Origin of the sequence: Pseudomonas sp. D4002 (genome assembly GCF_013385665.1) — a bacterium.
GTDB lineage: Bacteria > Pseudomonadota > Gammaproteobacteria > Pseudomonadales > Pseudomonadaceae > Aquipseudomonas.
On the sequence record NZ_JACAPN010000012.1, the window covers coordinates 351,438 to 374,544 of the forward strand.

The 23,107-nt window shown below is 60.2% G+C and carries 25 protein-coding genes; 11 read left to right on the forward strand and 14 right to left on the reverse strand.

Going from position 1 to position 23,107, the window contains the following annotated elements; all coding sequences use genetic code 11:
- Positions 1-7 precede the first annotated feature (7 nt).
- The gene (locus tag HX824_RS06550; RefSeq protein ID WP_003207401.1) at positions 8-229 is read right to left on the reverse strand and encodes a PLD nuclease N-terminal domain-containing protein; all 222 of its coding nucleotides are present in this window, start codon (positions 227-229) and stop codon (positions 8-10) included.
- Positions 230-385: 156 nt separating this feature from the next.
- Between HX824_RS06550 and HX824_RS06555 the strand changes: the two genes are divergently transcribed.
- The 3 genes from HX824_RS06555 to HX824_RS06565 all read left to right on the forward strand — a co-directional run bounded on the left by HX824_RS06555 (position 386) and on the right by HX824_RS06565 (position 2,278).
- On the forward strand, positions 386-943 hold the full coding sequence (locus HX824_RS06555; RefSeq protein WP_102368860.1) for an ATP-dependent Clp protease proteolytic subunit: 558 nt from the start codon (positions 386-388) through the stop codon (positions 941-943).
- Positions 944-1,133: 190 nt separating this feature from the next.
- Positions 1,134-1,610 carry a hemerythrin domain-containing protein gene (locus HX824_RS06560; RefSeq protein WP_008435010.1) on the forward strand — a complete coding sequence of 159 codons (477 nt, stop codon included), beginning with the start codon at positions 1,134-1,136 and terminating at the stop codon, positions 1,608-1,610.
- Positions 1,611-1,957: 347 nt separating this feature from the next.
- Positions 1,958-2,278: a hypothetical protein gene (locus tag HX824_RS06565; protein WP_102606266.1), complete on the forward strand. Its 321-nt coding sequence runs from the start codon at positions 1,958-1,960 to the stop codon at positions 2,276-2,278.
- 4 nt (positions 2,279-2,282) lie between these two features.
- On the opposite strand, the gene HX824_RS06570 is transcribed toward HX824_RS06565, so the two are convergent.
- Together HX824_RS06570 and HX824_RS06575 are read right to left on the reverse strand one after the other, a co-directional pair.
- A complete protein-coding gene (locus HX824_RS06570) occupies positions 2,283-3,482 on the reverse strand; it encodes a lysozyme inhibitor LprI family protein (RefSeq protein WP_177054335.1) in 1,200 nt (399 codons plus the stop codon).
- 78 nt (positions 3,483-3,560) lie between these two features.
- Positions 3,561-4,619 carry a YhcG family protein gene (locus HX824_RS06575; protein ID WP_177054336.1) on the reverse strand — a complete coding sequence of 353 codons (1,059 nt, stop codon included), beginning with the start codon at positions 4,617-4,619 and terminating at the stop codon, positions 3,561-3,563.
- A 180-nt stretch (positions 4,620-4,799) separates the two neighbouring features.
- Between HX824_RS06575 and HX824_RS06580 the strand changes: the two genes are divergently transcribed.
- Positions 4,800-5,456: a metalloregulator ArsR/SmtB family transcription factor gene (locus HX824_RS06580; RefSeq protein ID WP_177054337.1), complete on the forward strand. Its 657-nt coding sequence runs from the start codon at positions 4,800-4,802 to the stop codon at positions 5,454-5,456.
- Between the two features lie 117 nt (positions 5,457-5,573).
- Here HX824_RS06580 and HX824_RS06585 read toward each other — a convergent pair whose 3' ends face one another.
- From HX824_RS06585 to HX824_RS06595, 3 genes are all read right to left on the reverse strand, one after another.
- Positions 5,574-6,074, reverse strand: a complete 501-nt coding sequence (locus tag HX824_RS06585; RefSeq protein ID WP_102606270.1) for a DUF2165 family protein — start codon at positions 6,072-6,074, stop codon at positions 5,574-5,576.
- 146 nt (positions 6,075-6,220) lie between these two features.
- The gene (locus HX824_RS06590; RefSeq protein ID WP_177054338.1) at positions 6,221-6,775 is read right to left on the reverse strand and encodes a putative natural product biosynthesis protein; all 555 of its coding nucleotides are present in this window, start codon (positions 6,773-6,775) and stop codon (positions 6,221-6,223) included.
- 62 nt (positions 6,776-6,837) lie between these two features.
- Positions 6,838-7,221, reverse strand: a complete 384-nt coding sequence (locus HX824_RS06595; protein WP_177054339.1) for a DUF2946 domain-containing protein — start codon at positions 7,219-7,221, stop codon at positions 6,838-6,840.
- 265 nt (positions 7,222-7,486) lie between these two features.
- Here HX824_RS06595 and HX824_RS06600 point away from each other — a divergent pair, with 265 nt between their 5' ends.
- From HX824_RS06600 to HX824_RS06615, 4 genes are all read left to right on the forward strand, one after another.
- Positions 7,487-8,092, forward strand: a complete 606-nt coding sequence (locus HX824_RS06600; protein WP_003207358.1) for an SCO family protein — start codon at positions 7,487-7,489, stop codon at positions 8,090-8,092.
- Positions 8,092-8,568 (forward strand): copper chaperone PCu(A)C, encoded by a 477-nt coding sequence (locus HX824_RS06605; RefSeq protein WP_003207356.1) that lies wholly within the window; start codon positions 8,092-8,094, stop codon positions 8,566-8,568. The genes HX824_RS06600 and HX824_RS06605 overlap by 1 nt, the downstream gene beginning before the upstream one ends.
- A 297-nt stretch (positions 8,569-8,865) precedes the next feature.
- The gene (locus tag HX824_RS06610) at positions 8,866-10,113 is read left to right on the forward strand and encodes an OprD family porin (protein ID WP_008435327.1); all 1,248 of its coding nucleotides are present in this window, start codon (positions 8,866-8,868) and stop codon (positions 10,111-10,113) included.
- 20 nt (positions 10,114-10,133) lie between these two features.
- A complete protein-coding gene (locus HX824_RS06615) occupies positions 10,134-11,744 on the forward strand; it encodes an argininosuccinate lyase (protein WP_003207353.1) in 1,611 nt (536 codons plus the stop codon).
- Between the two features lie 138 nt (positions 11,745-11,882).
- Here the strand turns inward: HX824_RS06615 and HX824_RS06620 are convergent, their stop codons facing one another.
- On the reverse strand, positions 11,883-13,115 hold the full coding sequence (locus tag HX824_RS06620; protein WP_177054340.1) for a cation:dicarboxylate symporter family transporter: 1,233 nt from the start codon (positions 13,113-13,115) through the stop codon (positions 11,883-11,885).
- A 118-nt stretch (positions 13,116-13,233) separates the two neighbouring features.
- Between HX824_RS06620 and HX824_RS06625 the strand changes: the two genes are divergently transcribed.
- The gene (locus tag HX824_RS06625) at positions 13,234-14,148 is read left to right on the forward strand and encodes a LysR family transcriptional regulator (RefSeq protein ID WP_003207349.1); all 915 of its coding nucleotides are present in this window, start codon (positions 13,234-13,236) and stop codon (positions 14,146-14,148) included.
- Between the two features lie 14 nt (positions 14,149-14,162).
- On the opposite strand, the gene HX824_RS06630 is transcribed toward HX824_RS06625, so the two are convergent.
- On the reverse strand, positions 14,163-14,492 hold the full coding sequence (locus HX824_RS06630) for a DHCW motif cupin fold protein (RefSeq protein WP_087692424.1): 330 nt from the start codon (positions 14,490-14,492) through the stop codon (positions 14,163-14,165).
- 141 nt (positions 14,493-14,633) lie between these two features.
- Here HX824_RS06630 and HX824_RS06635 point away from each other — a divergent pair, with 141 nt between their 5' ends.
- A complete protein-coding gene (locus HX824_RS06635) occupies positions 14,634-15,122 on the forward strand; it encodes an HIT family protein (RefSeq protein WP_102368849.1) in 489 nt (162 codons plus the stop codon).
- A 162-nt stretch (positions 15,123-15,284) separates the two neighbouring features.
- Here HX824_RS06635 and HX824_RS06640 read toward each other — a convergent pair whose 3' ends face one another.
- The 6 genes from HX824_RS06640 to HX824_RS06665 form a co-directional block, all read right to left on the reverse strand.
- Positions 15,285-15,761 carry a GNAT family N-acetyltransferase gene (locus tag HX824_RS06640; protein WP_177008600.1) on the reverse strand — a complete coding sequence of 159 codons (477 nt, stop codon included), beginning with the start codon at positions 15,759-15,761 and terminating at the stop codon, positions 15,285-15,287.
- A 17-nt stretch (positions 15,762-15,778) separates the two neighbouring features.
- Positions 15,779-16,276, reverse strand: coding sequence for a GNAT family N-acetyltransferase (locus HX824_RS06645; RefSeq protein WP_080673230.1), 498 nt, complete (start codon positions 16,274-16,276; stop codon positions 15,779-15,781).
- A gap of 27 nt (positions 16,277-16,303) precedes the next feature.
- Positions 16,304-17,794, reverse strand: coding sequence for an aldehyde dehydrogenase (locus tag HX824_RS06650; protein ID WP_177054341.1), 1,491 nt, complete (start codon positions 17,792-17,794; stop codon positions 16,304-16,306).
- Between the two features lie 39 nt (positions 17,795-17,833).
- The gene (locus HX824_RS06655; RefSeq protein WP_177054342.1) at positions 17,834-19,213 is read right to left on the reverse strand and encodes an APC family permease; all 1,380 of its coding nucleotides are present in this window, start codon (positions 19,211-19,213) and stop codon (positions 17,834-17,836) included.
- A gap of 119 nt (positions 19,214-19,332) precedes the next feature.
- On the reverse strand, positions 19,333-20,715 hold the full coding sequence (locus HX824_RS06660) for an aspartate aminotransferase family protein (RefSeq protein ID WP_177054343.1): 1,383 nt from the start codon (positions 20,713-20,715) through the stop codon (positions 19,333-19,335).
- Positions 20,716-20,761: 46 nt separating this feature from the next.
- A complete protein-coding gene (locus tag HX824_RS06665) occupies positions 20,762-21,559 on the reverse strand; it encodes a helix-turn-helix transcriptional regulator (RefSeq protein ID WP_052024240.1) in 798 nt (265 codons plus the stop codon).
- Between the two features lie 195 nt (positions 21,560-21,754).
- Between HX824_RS06665 and HX824_RS06670 the strand changes: the two genes are divergently transcribed.
- Positions 21,755-23,086, forward strand: a complete 1,332-nt coding sequence (locus tag HX824_RS06670) for a flavin-containing monooxygenase (protein ID WP_371135990.1) — start codon at positions 21,755-21,757, stop codon at positions 23,084-23,086.
- Positions 23,087-23,107 lie beyond the last annotated feature (21 nt).

Here is a 23,107-nt window from a genome sequence, read left to right on the forward strand (position 1 = left end):
TTCTGTCTTAGCCTTTGCCATGCTCAGTGGCATGTGTCGCCCGGTTCACACCCTTGGGTCCAAACAGCGCCCAGAGGATCAGCCCCAACAGCGGCATGAAGATCAGTACCACCAGCCATAAACCCTTGGTCTCCCAGCCACTGCCACTGCGCAGAACGCTGTTGATCGCCCACAGTTCCAGCAGCACCAGAATCACCGCCAAGCCAATCCAGACATATTCGATTTGCATGATTCATCCTCCTGAGGTCGTATGCGTTAGGTCAAGCAACGCGCCCGAGGGTTCATTAAAATTGCAACGGATGGCTCTCGCCCAACGGTTGCGGCACACGGGCCGTAACCTTCTAGACTCAAATGGACACTACCTTTTACCCCTCGGAGGCCCGGGATGACCGAGCACATCATCCACTTTCACTGCCAGATCGATCAGGGCACTACCGAGCGCTTTCGTGATTGCTGCCTGGACGCGATCGAGCAAGGCGCCAGTTCGTTGCTGTTGAACCTGTCGACCACCGGCGGCAGCACCAATTTCGGTTTTACCCTCTACACCTTCCTCAAGTCCCTGCCGGTGCCGCTGTGTGCGATCAATGCGGGCAATATCGAGTCCATGGGCATCATCATGTTCCTGGCGGCAAACCGCCGGATCACCACGCCACACTCGCGCTTCCTGATCCATCCGATGAACTGGTATTTCAACCAGAACTCGGTAGACCACCAGCGCCTGCGGGAATACCTGTCGAGCCTGGACAACGACCTGGCGCGCTACGTGAAAATCTACGAACTGGAAACCGCCAGCGCCGAAACCCACCTGGATATTTTCAAGTGCCTCTCGGCCGAGGAAAAAGTCATCGCCGCCCACGAGTCACTGGCCTACGGGATTGCCCATGAGGTCGAGCAGATCGTGTTTGCCGACGACATCAAGCACTGGAAAGTCAGCGGCGGCTAGGCATTGTTTAATGCATGCAAGCCACCACTCGACCGTGCAACCTGCACGACCAGAGCCGCTTTTTATCACACATAACCTATTGTTTTATAAGCAGATAAATATTTTGTTCAACTTGGTACAACTCATGCTGTAGAGGTCTGCACAGGCGGGCAATTCGACCCGCCCTTTCGCTACCCGTGAGGTGTCACCCATGAATGCCATTGATCTTCTCAAGGCCGACCACGAACGCGTCAAAGCCATCCTGAATCAACTCAGTGAATCAACCGAGCGCGGCGTAAAGAAGCGCACTGAGCTCCTGGCCAAGCTGGAAATGGAAATCAGCCTCCACACCCGCCTTGAGGAAGAAATCCTCTACCCGGCTTTTCGCAAGGCCGGCGGCAAGGATCAGGAAATCATGTATCACGAGGCCAAGGAAGAACATCGCACTGTCGACTCCCTCGTCCTTCCGGACCTGAAGCAGACTTCGCCCTCCACCACCGAGTTTTCCGGCCGGGTGAAAGTCGTCAAGGAACTGTTGGAACACCACATCGAGGAAGAAGAAAGCGAGATGTTCCCGCAGGCCAGGAAGCTGCTGGGCAAGGCCTTGCTGGAAGAGCTGGGCGCGGAGATGGAAGCGATGAAAGCCGCGCACAAGAAAGCACCCGGCGCGAAGCCAATGGCGGCTTGATGTCCATTCGTCGCATGCCTGGAAACTATTTCAAACTTTGAATTGGCTGGAGGATTCCCAATTAGGCAACACCATTGATTCGCTCATCATTGAGGGTTTTGAAAATGGCTAACAGTGGAAAAACCACCTCAGGCGCTGGTCACAAGGATCAGCAAGAAACCACGCGTAAAAGCGGCGGCCAGGGTTCAGGCGGCAATGTCGCCAATGACCGCGCAAAGGCTTCTGAAGCGGGCAAAAAAGGCGGGGCTCATGGCCACGCCCCAGGCTCCAAGAAGTCTTGATTGAGGCGTCGCCGAAGCCCGGATGTGGTCCGGGCTTCGGTCCCAATCGCCAAGAGGGATTGAGTCATGAAGACCAGCATTTCCCAAAGGATCGTACTCGCCGCCAGCTTGACGCTCGTTCTGTATGCCCCCGCCTACGCAGCCTTCGGCGACAACACCGCCCCCGAGGCACCCGCCTTGAGCGGCAACAGCCCACCCGGTTCGGCGCTGCCACCCGGCACCTATCCCAGCAGCCCTTCAGGGGCCGATAGCAGCGGCAACAAGGGCGCTGAAACCAAAGCACCCGCGCCGTCAAAAAGCGTGAAGAGCATCCGCCACAAAGGCACCTCGACCCAGCATCCCGCCAACAAGAGCGGCAAGAAAACCGTTCCTGCATCGGGAAGTTGAGAAATTAGAGCTCGCTTGGGCCACCGATAAAGTCCAGGCGCAAGTTCAACCACTGCCGAACGATTTCCCGGGACGCTTGCCGGGCATCAACAGCAGAGAAGCCCCGCTCGCGCTGCAACCATTCGCTCGTGACTTGGCGCGCCGGTTCAATGGCCGCCAGCGCCTGCTGGCGTTGCTTGGCGGGCCATTGTTTATCAGCGCCCCAGTTGCGCAGCGTTAATTCAGGATCCTGGGTCTTGCCTGCGGCGCCTGGCTGGAGAAACAGCCGAGGCGACGCGGTGGCCTTGAGGGAAAGCGTGTTCCAGTCGGCGTAGCTGGCAAAGCGGATGGTGCCTTCGTTCTGCGATGCAGTGGACAAAGGCTCGGTAAACGAATCGTCCAACCGCTTCCACGCCGGCTGTGCAAACAGATCACCCTGAGGGGCACAAATCGGCGCAAAGCTGTCGCGGGTGGAGCCGTACAACGACCCGAACGACTCATACGCGACCTCACCCTGCCGGCTGAAAACGAAACAGTGCACATACGGGCGTTGGTCGGCGTACATCTCATACTGTTGGCGCTCGATCATCATGCGCAGCAAGGTCAACATCACCCGGTCACGGCTGACAGCAGGATCATTCTGCAGGTCCTGCCAGATCGACCAGGGAAAACTGTCTTCCTTGAGTGCTATGAGAACCTGCTTGCGATTCTCCTCGGCCTCATTCTCCGTAACGCCACTGTCAGGTTCAAAACGCTGCAGGTAGACCAGCCAGGCGGCGGCCAGATCGTTCATCGGGTAGCGCCGAAGCCCTTCAGCTGCCTGGGCCGGATGGTACGGAATACTGGCAATGATTGCGTCAAGGGCTGCGGTGTCTTTGTGGGTGATGGTTCCCACCTCGACCACTCTCTGGCTCAGTTGGGATTGCAGGCAGCCGGGCAATTGTCCGGGGGTACCGGCACATGCGTTGCGAGTCTGCAACCACGTGCGCTGGCCACGGCGCAATTCGTCGCGCTGGTCGGGTGCCAGTTTGGCCATTGCCTGGCTGTAATACACCCCCAGCGTACTGTCGAGTTCGCTTAGTTCGGGACTGGCGCAAATGGCCTTTTCCACCGTGGTGAAGGCCTTTTTACAATCAAAGGACGCGCCACTGGCAGGCATCCCCGCGCCCATCAGCACGCCAGTGAGCAACAACATTGGATAGGCAGAATGAATACGGCGGGCCATGGCTTTCCTAAGGTGAGTTCCTTTCAAGGCGCTTATTGTGCCGACGCGATTGCCAATGTCCAGCCTGCCGGCACTGTCCTACGAAGCACTCGCCATGGAAGGGCGATCACTTGCCAGCTCTCGCTCAATCTGTTCGATGCTCGGCAGGCTGGTTTGCAGCTCTGCAGGCAGTGATTCCACCAGTTGATACTCGGCAACCCCAATAGGACGGGAGCTGTCACGCAGAGCGTATTCGGCCACTACTTCGTTCTTGCTCTTGCACAGCAGCAGGCCGATGGTGGGGCTGTCCTGCGGGTGCTTGAGCTGGGCGTCTACCGCCGCGAGGTAAAAGCCCAACTGCCCCAGATGGTCGGGTTTGAATTTACCGGCCTTGAGTTCGATCACCACGTAGCACCTCAGCTTGAGGTGATAAAACAGCAGGTCGACGAAAAACTCCTCGCCTCCCACGTCCAGCAACACCTGCCGTCCCACGAAGGCAAAACCGGCGCCCAGCTCTAGCAGAAAATCGGTGACATGTTTGACCAGGGCGTTTTCGATTTCACGCTCCTGCGCGTCAAGGGACAGGCCCAGGAAGTCGAAACGGTAAGGATCTTTAAGTGATTCGCGAGCCAGGTCGGATTGGGCTTTGGGCAGCAGTCCCTCGAAGTTGCTGACCGCATTGCCGCTGCGCTCCAGCAGGCGACCCTCGATTTGCATCACCAGGACATTGCGCGACCAGTTGTGTTCGATGGCCTGAGCGGCGTACCAGCGACGGGTTTCTGGGCCGGGCAACTTGTCCAGCAACGCCAGTTGGTGATACCAAGGCAATTGTGCAAGCACCCCTTGCACAAATTCCACGTCCGGCCACGCCTCCGCAAATGCACGCATGTACTTCAGGTTACGCGGCGAAAAACCCTTCATCTCCGGAAATGCTGAACGCAAATCCTGCGCCAGCCGCTCAATCACCTTGGTCCCCCAGCCCTGCCGCGCTTGCCGGGTCAGAATATCCTGGCCGATTTGCCAATACAGCAACACCAGCTCGCGGTTTACCGCCAGGGTGGCGCGTTGCTGGGCGCAGTGGATTCGACTCTTGAGATCGGACAGCCAGTCGCTGTATCCCTCGGGTGGTGTGTTCAGGCTATCGGGGGTCTCACTCATTCCTTTTCCCTCGTGGGTTGGGCAGGCGGCCGATAGTAGCGAGGGAAAAATGCGTGATGGGCCAGCAGAATGCTTTCGATACAAATCAACTGGAACCGTACCTTCAGGCGCATCAAGGGGTGCCTCAACATGCGTGCTGTGGTCAAATGAGCCGGTCACTTCCATGGTTATTCCCGATCTATGAACGCCACACCCACCGACGACAGCCAGGCATCTACCGGGGACCGCATCCTGTTCCTGCTCAAGACCCGTGGCCCGCTGAAAACCACGGACCTGGCTGCACTGCTGGAAATCACCTCCGAAGCCGCCCGCCAGCAAATCCAGAAGTTGCAGGTCGCGGAGTTGATCGTCGGCGTATCAGCCCCCATCTCGGGTGCCGGTCGGCCATCCTTGAAGTGGACCCTGACCGAGACCGCCCAGAGCAAATTCCCGGATTCCCATAGCGTGCTGACCTTGCACCTGATCGAGTCCATCGAAGGGATTTTTGGCAGTGAAGGCGTGGAAAAAGTCATCGCCAGCATGGAGGCGACCGCCAAGCACGAATACATCCAGGCCTGCTCCGCCGCATCGAGCTTGCAGGAGAAAGTCGCGATCCTGGTGCAGATTCGTGAGCGCGCCGGGTACATGGCGCAGATGGAGCCGCTGGACGAAGGCTGGCTACTGGTGGAAAACCACTGCCCGATCTGCGTGGCCGCCCGCAAATGCCAGGGTTTCTGCCGCTCGGAGTTGCAGATTTTCCAGGCTGCGCTGGGCGATGAGAATGTGGTGGAACGCTGCGAGCATTTGATCTCTGGGGATCGACGCTGCGCCTACAGCATCCAGCCCCGCCACCCGTAAGAAAGAGGCTGCGATGGGCTGCGCAGCAACCGTAATTCCCGCGCCGCAGTGTCCCGGATACACCAACGGTTCAGGACTCACCATTGCTGCGCAGTCCATCGCAGCCTCAGGCCGAAGTCAGGCCCATTGCAGGTTGAACAGAGCGAACGCCAACAGCGCCCAGATCGCCAGCACCAAGTGCGTCAGTTGCAAGCCCTCCTGGCGAATCCAGTAGCCAAACCACAAGCCACCCAGCAGCATCGCGAAAACGAAAGCCGAGAAGCCGCTGAGGGCGAGATTGAGCCATGGCCGCGCGGCCGAGAGGCCATCACCGAGGACCAACTGGTAGCTGCCGGTCCATGCCGCCACTGCCGCGATCACCTGCAGCGCCAACACAATCAGCAGTGCCAATTGATGCAGGTGGTGGGAACGCACAGCGCGCCTTAACAGGGGTATGTCGATGGCCGGAGCCTGGTGCAGTGGCGCCATGGCCATGGTCGCGCCCACCGCACCGACCGAGCTGCGAAATGCCTGCAAGTTGTTGACCACGGCGAGGGTCAGCCAGACACTCAAACCCAGGGCCTGAGTGATAAGGAACAGCCCTGCGGTAACTCCCGGCAACCATAGCTCGACGCTCATCCAAACCTCCTTGTCTGCTGTAGGGCAAATCAGGCTCTTGGCATATAACCAAGAATACACTTGGATAATACGGTGAGCGCTTTAACTTACACAAGGCAAACTTTTAGATCCGGTAACCGTTGTTGCCCAGTGGATCGAGCGGAACCTCAAGGCACCGGCAACCACCCGCTGAACCTTCCCTGGCTATCCAGCGCGCACCAGGCGAAATCTCCGGGCAGCGGCGGCAAGTTCTGCAGCGGTACGCCGCTGCCCTGCTTCCAGTCCACCACTTGCAGGGATGAACCTTGCCAGGCCAGGACCACGCCCCGGACCTGGCTGGTGTCATCGCTGACCCAACGGGCCGCAGCCGCCGTCATGAATGCTTCGATGGGCTCTTCATCGATCTGCGTGCGATACACCGAACCGAGCAGCCAACGGCACACGTTTACATGGTAGGTCCAGTCCAGGGAGGGACGGTTGCGGTAAGCCCAGGTCATGAAGCTGCGAAACAGGTTCAAGCCCTCCGGCGGGTCGAGCTTGAGCAAACCGGGGCAGATGTCGAACAAGGTGTGCCAGTACGGCAGCAACCGTGCATCCAGGTGGACGAAACAGCGGGCGTTACTCGGGTATTCGACAGACGGTAGCAACACGTCGCTGCGGGACGGACGGCGCGACGCCTTGCTGACCAGACGGGCAGCGCCGGAAGGCAGGATAGAGCTCATGGAACGCACTCACACTCGTGACGATAGAACGCCTCCTGGTATCAGGAGGCCCGGGGCACACGTCAGAATGCAGGGGAAGCGCGAGGGTTGGCCGAAGGCCAGGAATACCGCGGAGGGGCCTTGTTGCGCCGCTCATGGGCCGGGCGCGGCTTTTGCCCCAGGCCCAACAGCCAGGCCAGGCAAAACAGGAAGACGATGCCCAGGGTCACGGCGGAGCACACCGGGCAGGCGAAGAAGTTCGACCAGCTGCTGGCCGTCGGATTGCCCAGGCTGGCATCCGAGGCCGGCGCCTTGGTACCCAGGCTTGAGCAGAACTGACCGCCCAGGCCATTGAGCTCAAGCCCCATCATCTGCCCATGGCCCAAACCGCAGACGAACACATTGAACAGGACGCAAAAATACAGGGTCCAGGCAATGAGTGAACGGTCCGGGCGGGAGAGTTTCATGGCGGCGACTTTACCATTCCCCCTGTAGGAGCTGTCGAGCTTTAGCGAGGCTGCGATGCAGGCGCCACGGTCTTGCAGGAATACCGAGCCGATCCCTTCGCAGCCTCGCTCAAGCTCGACAGCTCCCACATTTGGTCTTGCCCGGCAGGGCCTGTGACAGAACGTCGCAGATTACGCCCAGAGGCCCGGGTTGTTAGAATGCCACGCTCTCCTCGCCTGATTTAACGCTTCGTGGTACCCAGGCGCTTCACAGGATGCACAGTTGATGAGTACGTTATTCACCCGCCGCAAAGTCCTCTCCGGCATGGGATTGCTGGGCCTGGGCCTGCTGGCCGGCTGTGACAACAGCCCGAAACTGAACTTCAAGTACGGCAAGGATCTGAGCGACAAGATCATGGGCCGTACCTTCAAGCTCAAGAACACCGACGGCGAGACCGTCACCTTGAGCTCTTTCCGTGGCTTGATGCCGGTGGTGTTCTTCGGCTTCACCCAGTGCCCGGCCGTGTGCCCGACCACCCTGGCGCGCATGGCCCAGGCGAAAAAACTGATGGGCCGCGACGGCAAGATCATGCAGGTGGTGTTTATCACCCTGGATCCGGAACGCGACACGCCCAAGATACTCGACGCCTACGTCAAGGCCTTCGACCCCAGCTTCCAGGCGCTGTACGGCACCCCGGAAGAAATCGCCGTGGCCGCCAAGGAATTCGGAATCTTTTATGAAAAGATCCCCGCCGGCGACAGCTACACCCTCTCCCACACCGCCACCAGCTTTGTGTTCGACACCCGGGGCACCCTGCGCCTGGGCTTGTCTGCCTCGCTTAACGCCAAAGAGTGCGCAGAAGACCTGCTCACCGTCATGGAGGTCTGCTAATGACTGCCGTTCAACACCTCAAGCGCTTCGCCCTCGGTCTCTCCCTGCTGGGCCTCGCCGCCCACGCCAGTGCACAGGCAGTGGTCACCGACGCCTGGGTACGCGCTTCGGTACCGGGCCAGCCGTCCAGCGGCGCGTTCATGACCGTTACCGCCGACAGCGACAGCAAACTGCTCAGCGTGGCGTCGCCGGTCGCCAAGACCGTGCAGATCCATGAGATGACCATGAAGGACGACGTGATGCGCATGGGCCCGGTGGATTCGGTGCCATTGCCCGCGGGCAAGGCGGTCAAGCTCGACCCGGATGGCTATCACGTGATGCTGATCGACCTCACCGCCCAGATCAAGGAAGGCGACCAGGTGCCGCTGACCGTCACCGTGGAAAATGCCAAGGGTGAAAAGCAGTCGATCGAAGTGAAGGCCCAAGCCCGTGCGTTGAATGCGACGGAAACCATGGATCACAGCAAAATGCACTAAAGCGCAGATCAAAATGTTGGGGCTTGTGTGGGAGCGGGCTTGCTCGCGAATGCGGTGTGACAGTCACCGGATGTATTGACTGATCCACCGCTTTCGCGAGCAAGCCCGCTCCCACATTGGCCCTTCAGGGCCTGAAAAATCGGGCGCCCTCTTCATACTTTTTTCGTCTCGCATCAACACTTTCTATATATTTTCAATCTGCAATACAACTCGTTAGCCTGCGCAAGCCGGACGCGTCTCCCTGTCGCCGTCCGGCCAGATAATTCTAAAAATAAGCAGCAGACAACGGGAATAACAATGAACAAATCCCCCATTACCCTGGGCTTGACTTCGGCCACCCTCGGTTTGACCCTCGCCTTCCCAACCTTTGCCGAAGCTGACTTTTTCAAAGACAGCAAGGCCGACCTCGAATTTCGCAACTTCTACTTCAACAGCGATTACCGCCAGCCCAACGCGAGCCAGTCCAAGCGCGATGAGTGGGCCCAAGGGCTGATCCTCAATTACCAGTCGGGTTACACCGAAGGCCTGGTGGGCTTTGGCCTCGATGCCATCGGCCTGCAGGGTTTGAAACTGGACTCAAGCCCCGACCGCCAAAACACCGGCCTGCTCCCCGTGGGCGAGGATGGCGCACCGGACAGCTACAGTCGAATGGGCGCCACCGCCAAGGCGCGGATCTCCAAAAGCGTGCTCAAATTCGGCACGCTGATCCCCAAGCTGCCGACCGTACTGCCCAACGATGGCCGGCTGCTGCCCCAGACCTTTCGCGGCACTCAATTGACCAGCCAGGACATCGCCGGCCTGACCTTCGATGCCGGGCGCCTGACCAGCAACACCCTGCGTAACGACAGCGGCCATGCAGACATCGAAGTCGACGGCAAAGGCATCAAGGGCGCCGTGCCCAGCGATAAATTCGACTTCGCCAGTGCCAGCTACAGCTGGACCAAAACCCTGGTCACCGGCTACCACTACGCCAACCTCGAGAACAACTACAAGCAACACATCTTCAACCTGGTCCATACCCTGCCACTGGGTGACGCGCAGTCGTTCAAGACCGACCTGCGTTACGCCGACTCCAGCAAGGAAGGCAACAGCAACATCGACAACCAGGCCTTCGGTGCCAAGTTCACCTACAGCCTCCACGGCCACTCGTTCGGCGCCGCCTACCAGCGCATGAAAGGCACCACCGGCTTCCCCCACCTGGACGGTACCGACTCCTACCTCGTCAACTACGTGATGATCTCGCCAGACTTCGCAAACCCCGAGGAAAAGTCCTGGCAGGCCCGCTACGACTATGACTTCGCCGCCCTCGGCATCCCCGGCCTGACCTTCATGACCCGCTACCTCAAGGGTGACAACTTCGTGCGTACCCGAACCCTGGAAGGTACCGAGTGGGAGCGCAACACCGATATCGGCTACGTGTTCCAGAGCGGTGCCCTGAAGAACCTTGAAGTGAAATGGCGCAATGGCACGTATCGCAGCAATGGCAGCGGCAGCGATATCGACCAGAACCGCTTTATCGTCAGCTACACCCTGCCCTTGCTGTGATTTTTCCCGGAGCGTTGCACATGAATAGCAGAAAAAGCCTGATCCACCTGGCCGTCGCCTTTGCCCTGTTCAGCAGTTACGGCGCCTACGCCGCCGACACCGGCGCGTTGCCCTGCAAAACCACCGAAGAGTGCGCCGCCCAGGCGGCCAAAGTCGGCGCCACGCCGGGCTCCTCGCAAAGCGCCCACAAGGCCAAGGGCGACCCGACCCAAACCCAGTTCGCCTGGTTGAACCGCATCAACAAAGCCTCGATCGTGATGCTCACCGAAGAAGGCATCGTCAAGCCGGACATGGGCCACAAGATCGCCGGCGGCGTGCGCTTTGCCATCGACCAGGCCGACCAGCCCGATGGCAAGCGCCCGGAAGACGTGCTGCAACTGGAAAAAATCATGACCGACAAGATCGGTCCGGAAGCGTCGCTGATCCACTCCGGCCGCAGCCGCCAGGACATGCTCGCCACCTACCGCCTGGCCAAACTGCGCTCCCAGGTGCTGGCCTACAGCGAGGCACTGAACGCCACCCGCCAACGTATCCTGAACATCGCCGACAAGAACATCGACACCCTGGTGCCCGCCTACACCAACGGCGTGCAGGCCATGCCCATCAGCTATGCGCACTACCTGCTGGCGTTCGAAGCCGCATTTGATCGCGACGGCCAACGCATCCGTGAACTCTACACTCGCCTCAACCTGAGCCCGATGGGCACCGCGGTACTGGCGAACTCCGCTTACCCGCTGAACCGCGAACGCCTGGCCGAGTTGCTGGGGTTCGACGGCGTGCGGGAAAACTCCCTGGATTCGAGCCAGGTGTCGACCTACGACATCCCGATCGAGGCGGCCAACCTCGCGGCGTCTTCGGCGATCCGCATCGGCGCGATGATTGGCGATATCCATACCCAGTACCATCAGATCCGCCCCTGGTTGCTGCTGGACGAAGAGTCCACCTACACCAGCAGTGCGATGCCGCAAAAACGCAACCCGGGGTTGTTGATGCGCACTCGGGAATCGGCCTCGGACGTGGTGGGCCTGGCGCAAACCGTGACCTTGCGCGCGCATAACGTCACCACCGGCATGACCGACTACAAGTTTGCGTTCGATTCATTGGGGCTGTTCCAGTCCACCGATGACATGTTCAAAAGCATGGATGCCGTGCTGGATGCGCTGCAGATCAACCCGCAGCGAGCGCTGGATGAGCTGGAGTCGGAATGGACCACGTCCATGGAGTTGGCCGACACCCTGGAGCGTCAGTTCAAGGTGCCGTTCCGCATTGGCCACAGCTTCGCCTCGTTGATCGTCACCGAGGCGCGCAGCAATGGCACCACGCCGAAGACCTTCGCGTATGCGGACGCGCAGAAGCTGTACACCCAGGCCGCGGACAAATACAAATGGACGCCGAATACGTTGCCGCTGGATGAGGCCGGTTTCCGGGCTGCACTGTCGCCGACCACGATGGTCAAGACTCGCAAGGGTACGGGTGGGCCGCAGCCGGAAGAGGTCAAGCGGATGCTGGTGGAAGCGCGCAAGAATCTCGACGCGGACCAGAGTTGGTTGAAGGAGCGTCGTGAGAAGCTGAAAGGTGCTGAAGGCAACCTGGACAAGGCCTTCGACAAGTTGCTCAACGCCAAGGGCTGAAATGCGATCTGAATGTGGGAGCGGGCTTGCTCGCGAAGGCGGTGTATCAGTTAGCAGATTTATTGGCTGACCCACCGCATTCGCGAGCAAGCCCGCTCCCACATTTGACCGCGTTTGGGTCTGGAAAGCATGTTCGGCTCAGTGACTCAGTTCCCGCTTCAACACCTCATGGTCAATCGACTTCTGCCACCCGCATATCGCCAGGCACGCCACGCAATTGCCCAGCACATTGGTCAACGACCGACACTTCATCAGCCGTTCCACTCCCAACAACAAACCCACCCCTTCCAGTGGCACCAGTTGCAGGATGTTCAAGGTAGCAATCAGGGTAAACAGCGCCGAGCCCGCGACACTGGTAGACCCCAGCGAGGTAAACAGGCAGATCACCAGCACCGCCAGCAACTCGGGCACGGCAATCTCCACCCCGGCGAGGTGCGCCAGGAACATAATGGCAGTGGTCAGGTAAAGATTGGTACCGGCCAAGTTGAACGTATACCCGGTGGTCAACACCAGGCGCACTAATTGGCGATCACAGCCCAGCGCCTCAAGTTTGCTGACGCAACCTGGAAGTGCGGCTACTGAAGAGCCGGTGAACGTCACCAACAACAACTCTTCTTTCAAGTAAGCAATTAGCCTACTCAATTTAACGCCGAGCAGGCGGGTAATCGTGGCGAACACTAGAATGACGAACACCGCGCAAACCAGGTAAATAACAACAATGAACTTCAAGAGCGGCAGCACCGAACTTAAACCGTACTTTCCCACCACAAATGCCATCGCCCCAAACGCCGCCAGCGGTGCGAACTTCAGGATAAACCGCAGCAACCAGAACAACCCGGCGACCGCCGCTTCCAGCCAACCGAGGCAGCGGTTTGCGACCTGGCCGCCACGCCCCAGCAGCAGGCCGCACAGCACCGCCACCAGCATCACCTGGAGCACCAGGCTTTGGGTGAAAACCTTGTAAAGACTGGACGAAATCGAGGTCATCGACAGCTCGTGCAGCAGCGTTTCGGGCGCGGCAGGCGGTGTCAGATGATCAAAATCCAGGTTGGCCACTGCCGTATGATCCAGGCTGAACAACCACCCCGTCGACATTCCCAACACCAATGCAGCAAGGGACATCAGCTGGAAATACACCACGATCCGCCCCACTACATGCCGATGGTGGGGCTCGCGCTTGATACCTGCGACACCGGTCGACACCAGCACAAACAACAGAAATGGCATCAGTAACCCGACCACTTTTATAAAGGCGTCACTGAGCAGCTTCATCTCGATTGCCACGCCCGGATAAAAAAGCCCCAACACCATGCCAAGAGCAATGGCAATCAAAATAGGCAAGGTGGCGTTATTCGAAAATCGGGTCGACATCAATGCTCCATGGTCTTTTTATTTATTGTTATTGTCGGATCAGGCCACTTTCGGCATATTGGTCGCCAAGGCGCATTCAGGCCACAAATAATAAAGTCTTGTCACGGGATATACCACCATGGAACTTCGCCATTTACGTTATTTCATCATGGTGGCCGAAGAGCGACATTTCACCCGCGCCGCCGCTCGCCTGAACATGCAGCAGCCGCCCCTCAGCCAACAGATACGTGCCCTCGAACAAGAGCTGGGATTCGACCTGTTCAAGCGCCACCCCAAGGGCGTCGACCTGACTGCCGGCGGGCTGGTGTTTCTCGATGAAGCGCGAGTGATCCTCGCCCGCGTCGAGCAAGGTTCCCTCAAGGCGGCTCGCGCTGCCCAGGGTATCGAAGGCACGTTGGTCATTGCCTTCACCAGTTCCGCCGCCGCCCACCCGCTGATCCCGCGAATCATCCGCGCCTACCGCGAGCAATACCCGGGCGTGGAGCTCTCGATCAACGAAGGCAGCGCCCGGGAAGTCACCGAAGACACCATCGAAAAACGCATCGACATCGGCATCCTCCGCGCACCGGTGGGCGACCACCAGAGCCTCACGTTCCACCGATTGCTCAACGAAGAAATGCTGCTGACCCTGCCCGTCGGGCATGCGCTGCTCAAGGGCGCCGAGCCAAAAATCACCATGGCCGACCTCAAGGACGAACGCTTCATCCTGGTCCGCCGCCCCGGCGCGCCGGGGATGTACGCCAACCTGATCAAGGCCTGCCAGAACGCCGGCTTCGAGCCGAAGATTGCCTTTGAAGTGGAGCGCATGCTGACCAACGTCAGCCTGGTGGCCGCCGGCGAAGGCATCTCGGTGGTGCCGGCGTCGATGCGCGACGTGCATCGCGAAAGCGTGGTGTACTGCCGGATCAGCGATGCACGGCCAAGGTTGCTGGCACCGATCACCCTGGTGCGGCGCGCGTTCAATCCGTCGACGCCGTTGCAGAATTTCATTGGGCTGGCGCGGGAGTTGGCGGGGGTTTATCGCAAGGGTTGAAGGGCGATGGAACGTCAATCGACCACAAATAACTTTGCGCCAATGGCAGTGGAGGAACGATGCCCCTCCATGTCATTGCCCACCTGATAACTCATCCCGGCAGTCAGCGTGAACTGCCGGCCATCCTCCAGCTCGGTGTGCAGCTCACCTTCCAGGCACAGCAGGATATGCCCGCGCCAACACCAGTGATCAGCCAGGTAACCGGCGCTGTATTCGACCATGCGCACGCGGGTTGAACCGAACTGGCAAGTGCGCCAATACGCACTGCCGGTTTCGCCGGGATGCATCACCGGCTCGAGGGTCGACCAGTCGGTGGTGCCAAAGGGGATTGCGGTCAGGTCCATGGTTTTCTCGGCATTGAATAGGTATGGATGAACCGTATCTATAAGGTGAATGCCGCGATAGAGACAGATCCGCTGCATTTGCGGGATACAGGGCGATGACTCTTGGTATTCTGCCAAGCCTCTTCGCATGGAAGCCCGTCGATGAAGATCGATCCATCCTTTGTTGTGCATGAGACCGAGCACTGGCTGCTCAATCATCACCTGTCATCCGCACTGCCGGGCTACCTGATGCTGGGTGCCAAGGCGCCGGTTGACTCACTGGCCGAGATGCCCGATGCGGCGCTCGCGGAGTTGGGTGGGTTGCTGGCCAAAACCCAGCGGGTCATGGAGGCTCAGTTGAAGCCCAAGTGGCTTTACATCAGCCGGTTCGGGCATATGCCGGGCTTCCCGCTGCACTTTCATTTCATACCGGTGTATGGATGGGTTGAAGCGCTGTTCTGGCAGGATGAGCGCTATCGGGTGTTGCAGGATTTCGGGACGCAGCAGAAGGCTACCGACGGTGCGGAGCTGACGCTTTTTATCTGGCGGGAGTTTGGTGAGAGCCCTACGCCGCCGGTGGTTCAAGGAGCTTCGGTGAGCGAGGTGATCAGGTGTTTGCGTACGGAGTTCAATACCCAGGACGACACATGACCTGTGGCGAGGGAGCTTGCTCCCGCTGGGCTGCGCAGCAGCCCCAAGAAGGTCAGCGAGTTCTTTCAGTCAGATTGCGATAGCTTTATTGGGGCCGCTTCGCGACCCAGCGGGAGCAAGCTCCCTCGCCACTGCAAGCGCCCTCACCACAGTTTTTCCGTGTCAGCGCAAACGGCGCAGGTGTTTACGCATAGGAATACAGGCCAACTGCAACCCCGATGGCGAGTGGTAGATCGCCTGCTCATCGCCCACATACCCACACCGCCGATAAAAATCCGCCGCATTCAACGTCGCGTCCAGGATCACTTCCTCGATCCCCAATTCCTGCGCCAACGCTTCCAGATACGCCAGTATCTGCTTGCCAATCCCGCGTCCGGTAAACCCGGGCAGCACAAACAGCGCACCGATTTCGTTGTTCGCCAGATCCAGCATGCCGGTGGCCACAGGTTCAGCGTTCACGCAGCCCAGGTAAAAATGCTTGTCCATCAGCGTGTCGTAACCGTCCTTGGCTGCGCCTTGCGTCCACAACATCATCTGCTCGGACGTATAGGCGCCGATGCATTGGCTGCGTATGGCCAACAGGCGAATGTCGAAGGCTGCCTGTGCATCTTCCAGCGTGGCGCGTCGTATCTCGAGCATCTGTCCCTCCATGGACGTCAGGCGTTCTCGTCACCCGGTCGGGTAAACGAATAGCGATCAATATCGGTCCTCAGCTGCCAGCCCTGGCCCTGCCAATAACGGGCAGCGCTGTCGTTGGTCTTGAACACATCCAGGTGGCATTTGCGGATGCCCAATTGCGCCAGGCTGGTGAGGCAGCGCTCAACCAACGCGTTCGCAATACCCTGGCGCCGATACGCGGGCAGCACCAGCAAGTGCTGCAAATACCCGCGCCGGCCATCGTGCCCGCACATCACGCACCCAACCAGCCCCCCATCGACCTCGGCGACGAAACTCATGCCTGGATTGCGCTCCAGGTAACGCTCAGTGGCCTCGCGGGAGTCGGCATCGCGCAGGGAGATGCCAGGCGTTTTCTGCATCAGTTCGAGCACGGCGTCGTAGTCGGCAGTGCTCATTACGCGAATAGTGACCATGGTGTTCAAAGCCCTCTGAGTTCGCGCTGATTTTGCCTGTAGTTGTGCCGGCCGCGCACGCATAAATACACGACCGGATAACCGCTTGAGTCAACGCAGCTGAAACCAGGTGGTTTTCAGCTGCGTGTACTTGTCAAAAGCGTGCAGCGACAAATCACGCCCGAACCCGGATTGCTTGCCACCACCGAACGGCACCGCCACATCCAGGGCGTCGATGGTGTTGACCGACACCGTCCCGGCATTCAGGGCACGGGCCACACGGTGCGCACGGTTGAGGTCATCACTCCATACCGAGGCCGCCAGGCCGTAGAGGCTGTCATTGGCCTGCTGGATTGCCTGCCCTTCCGTGTCGAAGGCGCTCACCGCAAGCACCGGGCCGAACACTTCATCACGGGACAGGGCCATGTCGCGGGTCACGTCGGCAAAAATGGTTGGCTGGATGAAGTTGGAGGAGCCATTGATGGCCAACTGTTCGCCACCGCACAACAGCCTGGCGCCCTCCCCTTGGGCCTGGCTGATGGCGTGCATGATGCGCGCGGTTTGCTGACTGTCGACAATGGCCCCGGCCGCACTGCCGGGGTCCAGCGGATCACCCGGCATCCAGGCGCGCGACTTGGCGATCAGGCGCTCGACGAATTCGTCATGGATGGAGCGTTGCACGTAGAGACGGGAGTTGGCCGAACACACTTCGCCCTGGTTGAAAAAGATGCCGAAGGCGGCCTTCTCCGCCGCAAGGTCCAGGTCCTGGCAGTCCTCAAACACCAGGTTCGGGCTCTTGCCGCCACACTCCAGCCACACCTGTTTCAGGTTGGACTGGGCGGAATACTGCATGAAGTATTTGCCCACCTGAGTGGAGCCGGTGAACACCAGGCAATCCACGTCGGGGTGCAGCCCCAGGGCCTTGCCGGCACTGTCGCCGAGGCCGGGCACTACATTCAACACACCTTCCGGGACACCGGCTTCCAGGGCAAGCTGGGCCAGGCGCAGGGCAGAAAACGGCGACTGCTCGGCAGGTTTCAAGACCACGCTGTTACCGGCCGCCAACGCCGGCGCGAGTTTCCAGGCGGCCATGTCGAGCGGGAAGTTCCACGGCACCACCGCCGCGATCACCCCCAGTGCTTCACGCGTGATGGTTGCCAACGCGTTGTGAGCGGTGGGCGCGACTTGATCGTAGAGTTTGTCGAGGGCTTCGCCGTACCAGGCAAACACATTGGCGGCGCCGGGCACGTCAACGTTGTAGGCGTCCATCACCGGCTTGCCCATGTTCAGCGAATCGAGCAGCGCCAGTTCCTCGCGGTGGGTCATCAGTAATTCGGAGAGCCTGATCAAAATTTTCTTGCGCTCCACCGGCGGCATCCGTCGCCAGGGGCCGGTCTCGAAGGCCTGGCGTGCGCTGCGCACGGCCAGGTCGACTTCTGCGTCACCGCAGGCTGCAACCCGCGACAGCAACTGCTGGGTCGCAGGGTTAATGGCATCGAAGGTCGCCCCGGATGCCGCATTCACTGAGCGGCCACCGATCAGGGCGGTGTTGATGAACGTCTGGCGGGCAACACGCTGTTGCCAGTAGTTAAGGTCGAACACGTTGTACTCCCAATGAATGGCGATGGATAGACGAGGGGTTCACTCGGCGATCTGCAGTTCCGGCATCTTCACGCGCAGCCCCCGCGTGATGCCCAGCAGGCACAGGAGCCCAAGCCCCATCCAGCACAGGCCGATGGTGAACGACAGGCTGGAAAGGCTGCTCCATAGCCAGATCGTGCTGAGGAACCCCAGCGCCGGCACAACCGCGTACAGCAAGTAGTTCCTGGTACCGCGCAACTTCTGGTCGACCAGGTAGTGCTTGATCACCGCCAGGTTCACCGCCGAGAACGCAAACAGCGCACCGAAGCTGATCATGTTGGCGACGGTATCCAGCGTGATGAACAAGGCAATCAGCGAGAACAGGCTGACCAGCACGATGGCCGTGGCGGGCACGCGCTTTTTCGTCACCAGCTTGCCGAGCACGCGGGGCAGCGCGCCGTCACGCCCCATGGCGAACAGCACCCGCGACACACTGGCCTGGGAGACCATCGCCGAGGCGAAGCAACCGGCGACATAGGTTGCGGTAAAGGCGGTCACCAGCAGTTCGCCGCCCACCCGGCGCATCACATCCACCGAGGCGGCATCCGGGTCGACGAAGCTGTTCCATTGCGGGAACACCATTTGCGCGAAATACGAAACCAGCAGGAACAGCAGGCCGCCGAACAGCGACACCACCATGATCGCCAACGGGATGGTGCGGCGTGGGTTGGGGGTTTCCTCGGCCATGGTCGATACCGCATCGAAGCCAAGAAACGACAGGCACAGCACCGCGGCGCCCGCCATGATCAGCGGCGCGCTGAAGCCTTCATGGTGGAATGGCGCCAGCAGCGACACGGGTGCGGACTGCTCGCTCAGGGTGTGTACCGACAACGCCACGAACACCACGATGAACACCAACTGAGCGACGATGAGTATCCAGTTGACCCGGGTGATGGACTCGATGCCCACCAGGTTCAGCGTGGTCACCAGGGCAATCGAGCCGAGCACCCACACGGCGGTCGGCACCCCGGGAAAATACTCGGACATGTAGATGCCGATCAGCAAATAGCTGAGCAACGGCAGGAAGATGTAGTCCAGCAACAGGGTCCACCCGGCGATGAAGCCGAAGTAGGCGCCAAACGCCTTGCGGGTGTAAGAGTAGACCGAGCCCGAATAGGGATGCACCTGGACCATGCGCCCATAGCTGTAGGCCGTCAGCAGCATGGCGGCGAGAGTCAGCATGTAGGCGGTCGGCAAGTGGCCCTTGGTCATTTGGGTTACCAGGCCGTAGGTGGTAAACACCGCCAGCGGCACCATGTACGCCAGGCCGAACAGCACCAGCCCGATAAGACCCAGCGGCTGACGGAACCGGCGGGACGAGGCGGCTTTGGGTGAGGATTGATGAGCGGGTGTATCGGTCACGTTTGTTATTGTATTCATGGGTGACTCCTGGAAATGGGGATGCAGGGCGTCGCGGCATTCGATGGCATCGATGCCGTTCAGCGTTGCCTGATGGAGGTTGCGCACCACCCCTCGCCTGGGGTGGCGCGCTGGTCACTTCAGCGTTTTCCCGCGATCCGTGCGGTGCGATCCACGGCGATGCGGGTCTTTTCAACCAGCTCGTCCAGCTCAGTGCGCGTGGCCACCAGTGCCGGCGCCATGATCATGCGGCCCAGCGTCGAGCGAATGATTACGCCCTCTTCGAAACCAAACGTGCGGCACTGCCAGGCCAGGTCGTTTTCGTTCTCGAAGCGCTTGCGGGTGCTCTTGTCTTCAGCGAACTGCAAGGCCGCGAGCAAGCCCGTGCCCTGGATCTCGCCGATCACCGGGTGATTGCCAAACACTTCATGGAGGATTTTTTGCAGGTATGGTCCGGTGTCGTTCTTCACCTGGCGCACGATGCCTTCGTCCCGCAGCGCCTTGAGGTTGGCCAGCGCCACCGCCGCCGCCACCGGGTGCCCGGAATAGGTCAGCCCGTGGGCAAACACGCCGCCGCGCTCCACCAGCGCATCGGCCACGCGCTTGCTCAGCACCAGGCCACCCATCGGCAGGTAACCGGAGGTCAGGCCCTTGGCGATGGACAGGGTGTCGGGCTCGAAACCGAAGTGTTGATGGGCGAACCATTCGCCGGTACGGCCAAAGCCACCAATCACCTCATCGGCACACAGCAGCACATCGTATTGCCGGCAAATGCGCTGGATCTCGGGCCAGTAGCTTTCCGGCGGGAAGATCATGCCGCCCGCGCCCTGGAACGGCTCGGCGATAAACCCGGCGACGTTTTCAGCGCCCAGCTCGAGGATTTTCTCTTCCAGCTGCAAGGCGCAGCGGCGGCCGAACTCGGCAGGCGTCAGCTCGCCGCCATGGGCGTACCAGTAGGGTTCGTCAATGTGTGCCACGTCGGGAATCAGGCCGCCCATCTCGTGCATGAACTTCATGCCGCCCAGGGCAGACGCCGCCAGCGTGGAGCCGTGATAACCATTCCAGCGCCCGATCATGATTTTTTTCTGCGGCTGGCCTACCACTTGCCAGTAACGGCGCACGGTACGGATCAGTACTTCGTTGGCCTCGGAGCCGGAGTTGGTGTAGATCACGTGGCTGTAGTGGCCCGGCAACAGGCTGAAGAGCAACTCCGACAGCTCGATCACCGCCGGGTGGGTGGTGTGGAAGAACATGTTGTAGTACGCCAACTGGTCCATCTGGGCGGCAGCGGCAGCAGTCAAGTCCCTGCGACCGTAACCCAGCTGGGTGCACCACAGGCCCGACATGCCGTCCAGGTAACGCTTGCCTTCGCTGTCCCACAGGTAAAGGCCCTCACCGCGCACCATCACCCGCGGGCCTTCGGCATTCAGCGCTTTTTGATCGACAAATGCATGGATGTGGTGGGCCGCATCCGACTTCTGGTAGTCCTCGGTCAGGCGGTTCAGTTGGGCGGGTACGTTCATGGTATTTCTCTCTTATTAGTAGTGACGCAAGGGCGAGCAACGCCGCTCAGCGGTGCTTGCTCATGTAGCTTTCAAGGGGGTCTTTGCTCAGGACGCCCTGGGCTTCGGCCAGCGAATCGATAAACAGGGCAAACAGTTCCGATTGCGCGCCGATATCGAGCTTGGTGTAGATGTGCTTGCGGTGGGACTTGATGGTGTCTTCCGAGACATCGAGGCGTTCGGCCAGCGAACGGGTGGAATGCCCGCGCAGGATCAGTTGGGCGATCCGGCATTCCCGCTCGGTCAATATCGACGAGCCGAAGTTGTTCAGCGCCGAGTGAATGCGCTGCTCCAGCAGGTTTTCAAAACGCGCCCCCTGGGCATCCAGGCCAACGAAATGCTTGCCCAGCACCGCCAGCACCCACGCCGCGATGCGTTTGAATTGCCCGGTGGTGGTGGCGTCGAGCTTTTGCGTAAAGGCCAGCGACACCGCCAGGCTCGAGCCGTTGCTCGACTGCAGAATGTAGTTCAGCTCATCCTCCAGATGGGAGTGCCGGTAAAACGACTGGAAGTATTCGCTGAGCTCGAAGTGATCGGGGGCGACCTCGGCCAGCTCGTAACACCCGGAGCTGACGCCCTCCACACAGGCCCCGTAAAACGGGTCGAGCAGATAAAACCCCGACAGGTACTGGCGCACATTGCCTTGTGGCAACCATGGCCCGTCCAGCTCGAACAGCGCACTGGGCATACCGCCGCGCGGGTAGAAATACAGCGTGGTGGCCTGGATCGGCTGGAGATAACCGAGAGCCTCGAACAAGGTCGCGGCGAACCCCGATTGCCCGATGCTATCGGTCACCCGGGCCATCTGTTCGAACCATTGCGCAGAAGAAAGCCGGTCGTTTTCCACTTCAAACACTCGCTGAAAGAACTGCAAGGATGGTTGCACACCCGCTCCATCCTCGAAATCACCCGATAGGGTGAGCCTGCATCCGATATTTATGCTCACTTCCCAGCTTAATAATATTTTATTAAAAACCGCCCTCCCCCTAGCCTTGAAGCCATGCCCAAGCTGAATCCAACTGCATTACGCAAGGACAGACACATGACTCAAGCAATAACAAAAACAGACACGCTGGTGGTGGGAGCCGGTCAGGCTGGCGTTGCCATGAGCGAGCACCTGAGCAAGCAAGGCGTGCCGCACCTGGTGCTGGAGCGCAGCCGTATCGCCGAGCGCTGGCGCACCGGCCGCTGGGACTCGCTGGTCGCCAACGGCCCGGCCTGGCATGACCGTTTTCCGGGCCTGGCTTTCGATAACGTCGCCCCCGATGGCTTTGCGCCGAAAGAGCGTGTGGCGGACTACTTCGAAGCCTATGCACGCAAGTTCAATGCACCGATTCGTACCGGCGTCGACGTGACCTCGGTGGTGCGCAATGTCGGTCGCCCAGGCTTCACCATCCACACCAGCGAAGGCGTGATCGAAGCCAACCGCGTGGTGGCGGCCACCGGGCCGTTCCAGAAGCCGGTGATTCCGGCAATTGCGCCTCAAGACAGCGCGCTGCACCAGATCCACTCCGCCGACTACCGCAACCCCGCGCAACTGCCGGCCGGCGCGGTGCTGGTGGTGGGGGCGGGCTCCTCCGGGGTGCAGATCGCCGACGAACTGCAACGCTCCGGGCGCCAGGTGTACCTGTCGGTGGGTGCTCACGACCGCCCACCGCGTGCCTATCGCAACCGCGATTTCTGCTGGTGGCTGGGCGTGTTGGGTGAGTGGGACCAGGCCGCGATGAAACCCGGCCGCGAGCACGTGACCATTGCGGTGAGCGGCGCCCACGGCGGCAAGACCATCGACTTCCGCGAGCTGGCCCAACAAGGCATGACCCTGGTCGGCCTGACCCAATCCTTCAACGGCAGCGTTGCGAGCTTCCAGCCCAACCTGGTGGAAAACCTGGCCCGCGGCGATGAGAACTACCTGGCCCTGCTGGATGCGGCGGATGCCTATATCGAGCGCAACGGCCTCGACCTGCCGCCAGAGCCCGAAGCGCGTCGTGTGTTTCCCGATGCCGAGTGCATCAAGCACCCGATCCTGGAACTGGACCTGGCCAAGGCCGGTATCACTTCAATCATCTGGGCCACCGGGTTTGCCGTGGATTACAGCTGGCTGAAGGTCGATGCATTTGACGCCGCCGGCAAGCCGCAGCACCAGCGCGGCGTGGCCAGCGAGTCGGGCATCTACTTCCTCGGTTTGCCATGGCAGTCGCGCCGGGGCTCGTCGTTTATCTGGGGGGTGTGGCATGACGCCAAGTACGTGGCCGACCATATCGCCATCCAGCGTCAATACCTTGAGTACCGCGAACCCACACCGGTTGTTCACACCTCACCTGTCAGCGCCTGATCACTTTTTTCTGGAGTTTTT

What these genes read in the sequence shown, in the direction of transcription:
- HX824_RS06550 (WP_003207401.1), bottom strand. Translation starts at nt 229, where the DNA reads ATGCAAATCGAATATGTCTGGATTGGCTTGGCGGTGATTCTGGTGCTG.
- HX824_RS06555 (WP_102368860.1), top strand. Translation starts at nt 386, where the DNA reads ATGACCGAGCACATCATCCACTTTCACTGCCAGATCGATCAGGGCACT.
- HX824_RS06560 (WP_008435010.1), top strand. Translation starts at nt 1,134, where the DNA reads ATGAATGCCATTGATCTTCTCAAGGCCGACCACGAACGCGTCAAAGCC.
- HX824_RS06565 (WP_102606266.1), top strand. Translation starts at nt 1,958, where the DNA reads ATGAAGACCAGCATTTCCCAAAGGATCGTACTCGCCGCCAGCTTGACG.
- HX824_RS06570 (WP_177054335.1), bottom strand. Translation starts at nt 3,482, where the DNA reads ATGGCCCGCCGTATTCATTCTGCCTATCCAATGTTGTTGCTCACTGGC.
- HX824_RS06575 (WP_177054336.1), bottom strand. Translation starts at nt 4,619, where the DNA reads ATGAGTGAGACCCCCGATAGCCTGAACACACCACCCGAGGGATACAGC.
- HX824_RS06580 (WP_177054337.1), top strand. Translation starts at nt 4,800, where the DNA reads ATGAACGCCACACCCACCGACGACAGCCAGGCATCTACCGGGGACCGC.
- HX824_RS06585 (WP_102606270.1), bottom strand. Translation starts at nt 6,074, where the DNA reads ATGAGCGTCGAGCTATGGTTGCCGGGAGTTACCGCAGGGCTGTTCCTT.
- HX824_RS06590 (WP_177054338.1), bottom strand. Translation starts at nt 6,775, where the DNA reads ATGAGCTCTATCCTGCCTTCCGGCGCTGCCCGTCTGGTCAGCAAGGCG.
- HX824_RS06595 (WP_177054339.1), bottom strand. Translation starts at nt 7,221, where the DNA reads ATGAAACTCTCCCGCCCGGACCGTTCACTCATTGCCTGGACCCTGTAT.
- HX824_RS06600 (WP_003207358.1), top strand. Translation starts at nt 7,487, where the DNA reads ATGAGTACGTTATTCACCCGCCGCAAAGTCCTCTCCGGCATGGGATTG.
- HX824_RS06605 (WP_003207356.1), top strand. Translation starts at nt 8,092, where the DNA reads ATGACTGCCGTTCAACACCTCAAGCGCTTCGCCCTCGGTCTCTCCCTG.
- HX824_RS06610 (WP_008435327.1), top strand. Translation starts at nt 8,866, where the DNA reads ATGAACAAATCCCCCATTACCCTGGGCTTGACTTCGGCCACCCTCGGT.
- HX824_RS06615 (WP_003207353.1), top strand. Translation starts at nt 10,134, where the DNA reads ATGAATAGCAGAAAAAGCCTGATCCACCTGGCCGTCGCCTTTGCCCTG.
- HX824_RS06620 (WP_177054340.1), bottom strand. Translation starts at nt 13,115, where the DNA reads ATGTCGACCCGATTTTCGAATAACGCCACCTTGCCTATTTTGATTGCC.
- HX824_RS06625 (WP_003207349.1), top strand. Translation starts at nt 13,234, where the DNA reads ATGGAACTTCGCCATTTACGTTATTTCATCATGGTGGCCGAAGAGCGA.
- HX824_RS06630 (WP_087692424.1), bottom strand. Translation starts at nt 14,492, where the DNA reads ATGGACCTGACCGCAATCCCCTTTGGCACCACCGACTGGTCGACCCTC.
- HX824_RS06635 (WP_102368849.1), top strand. Translation starts at nt 14,634, where the DNA reads ATGAAGATCGATCCATCCTTTGTTGTGCATGAGACCGAGCACTGGCTG.
- HX824_RS06640 (WP_177008600.1), bottom strand. Translation starts at nt 15,761, where the DNA reads ATGCTCGAGATACGACGCGCCACGCTGGAAGATGCACAGGCAGCCTTC.
- HX824_RS06645 (WP_080673230.1), bottom strand. Translation starts at nt 16,276, where the DNA reads ATGCGTGCGCGGCCGGCACAACTACAGGCAAAATCAGCGCGAACTCAG.
- HX824_RS06655 (WP_177054342.1), bottom strand. Translation starts at nt 19,213, where the DNA reads ATGAATACAATAACAAACGTGACCGATACACCCGCTCATCAATCCTCA.
- HX824_RS06660 (WP_177054343.1), bottom strand. Translation starts at nt 20,715, where the DNA reads ATGAACGTACCCGCCCAACTGAACCGCCTGACCGAGGACTACCAGAAG.
- HX824_RS06665 (WP_052024240.1), bottom strand. Translation starts at nt 21,559, where the DNA reads ATGGCCCGGGTGACCGATAGCATCGGGCAATCGGGGTTCGCCGCGACC.
- HX824_RS06670 (WP_371135990.1), top strand. Translation starts at nt 21,755, where the DNA reads ATGCCCAAGCTGAATCCAACTGCATTACGCAAGGACAGACACATGACT.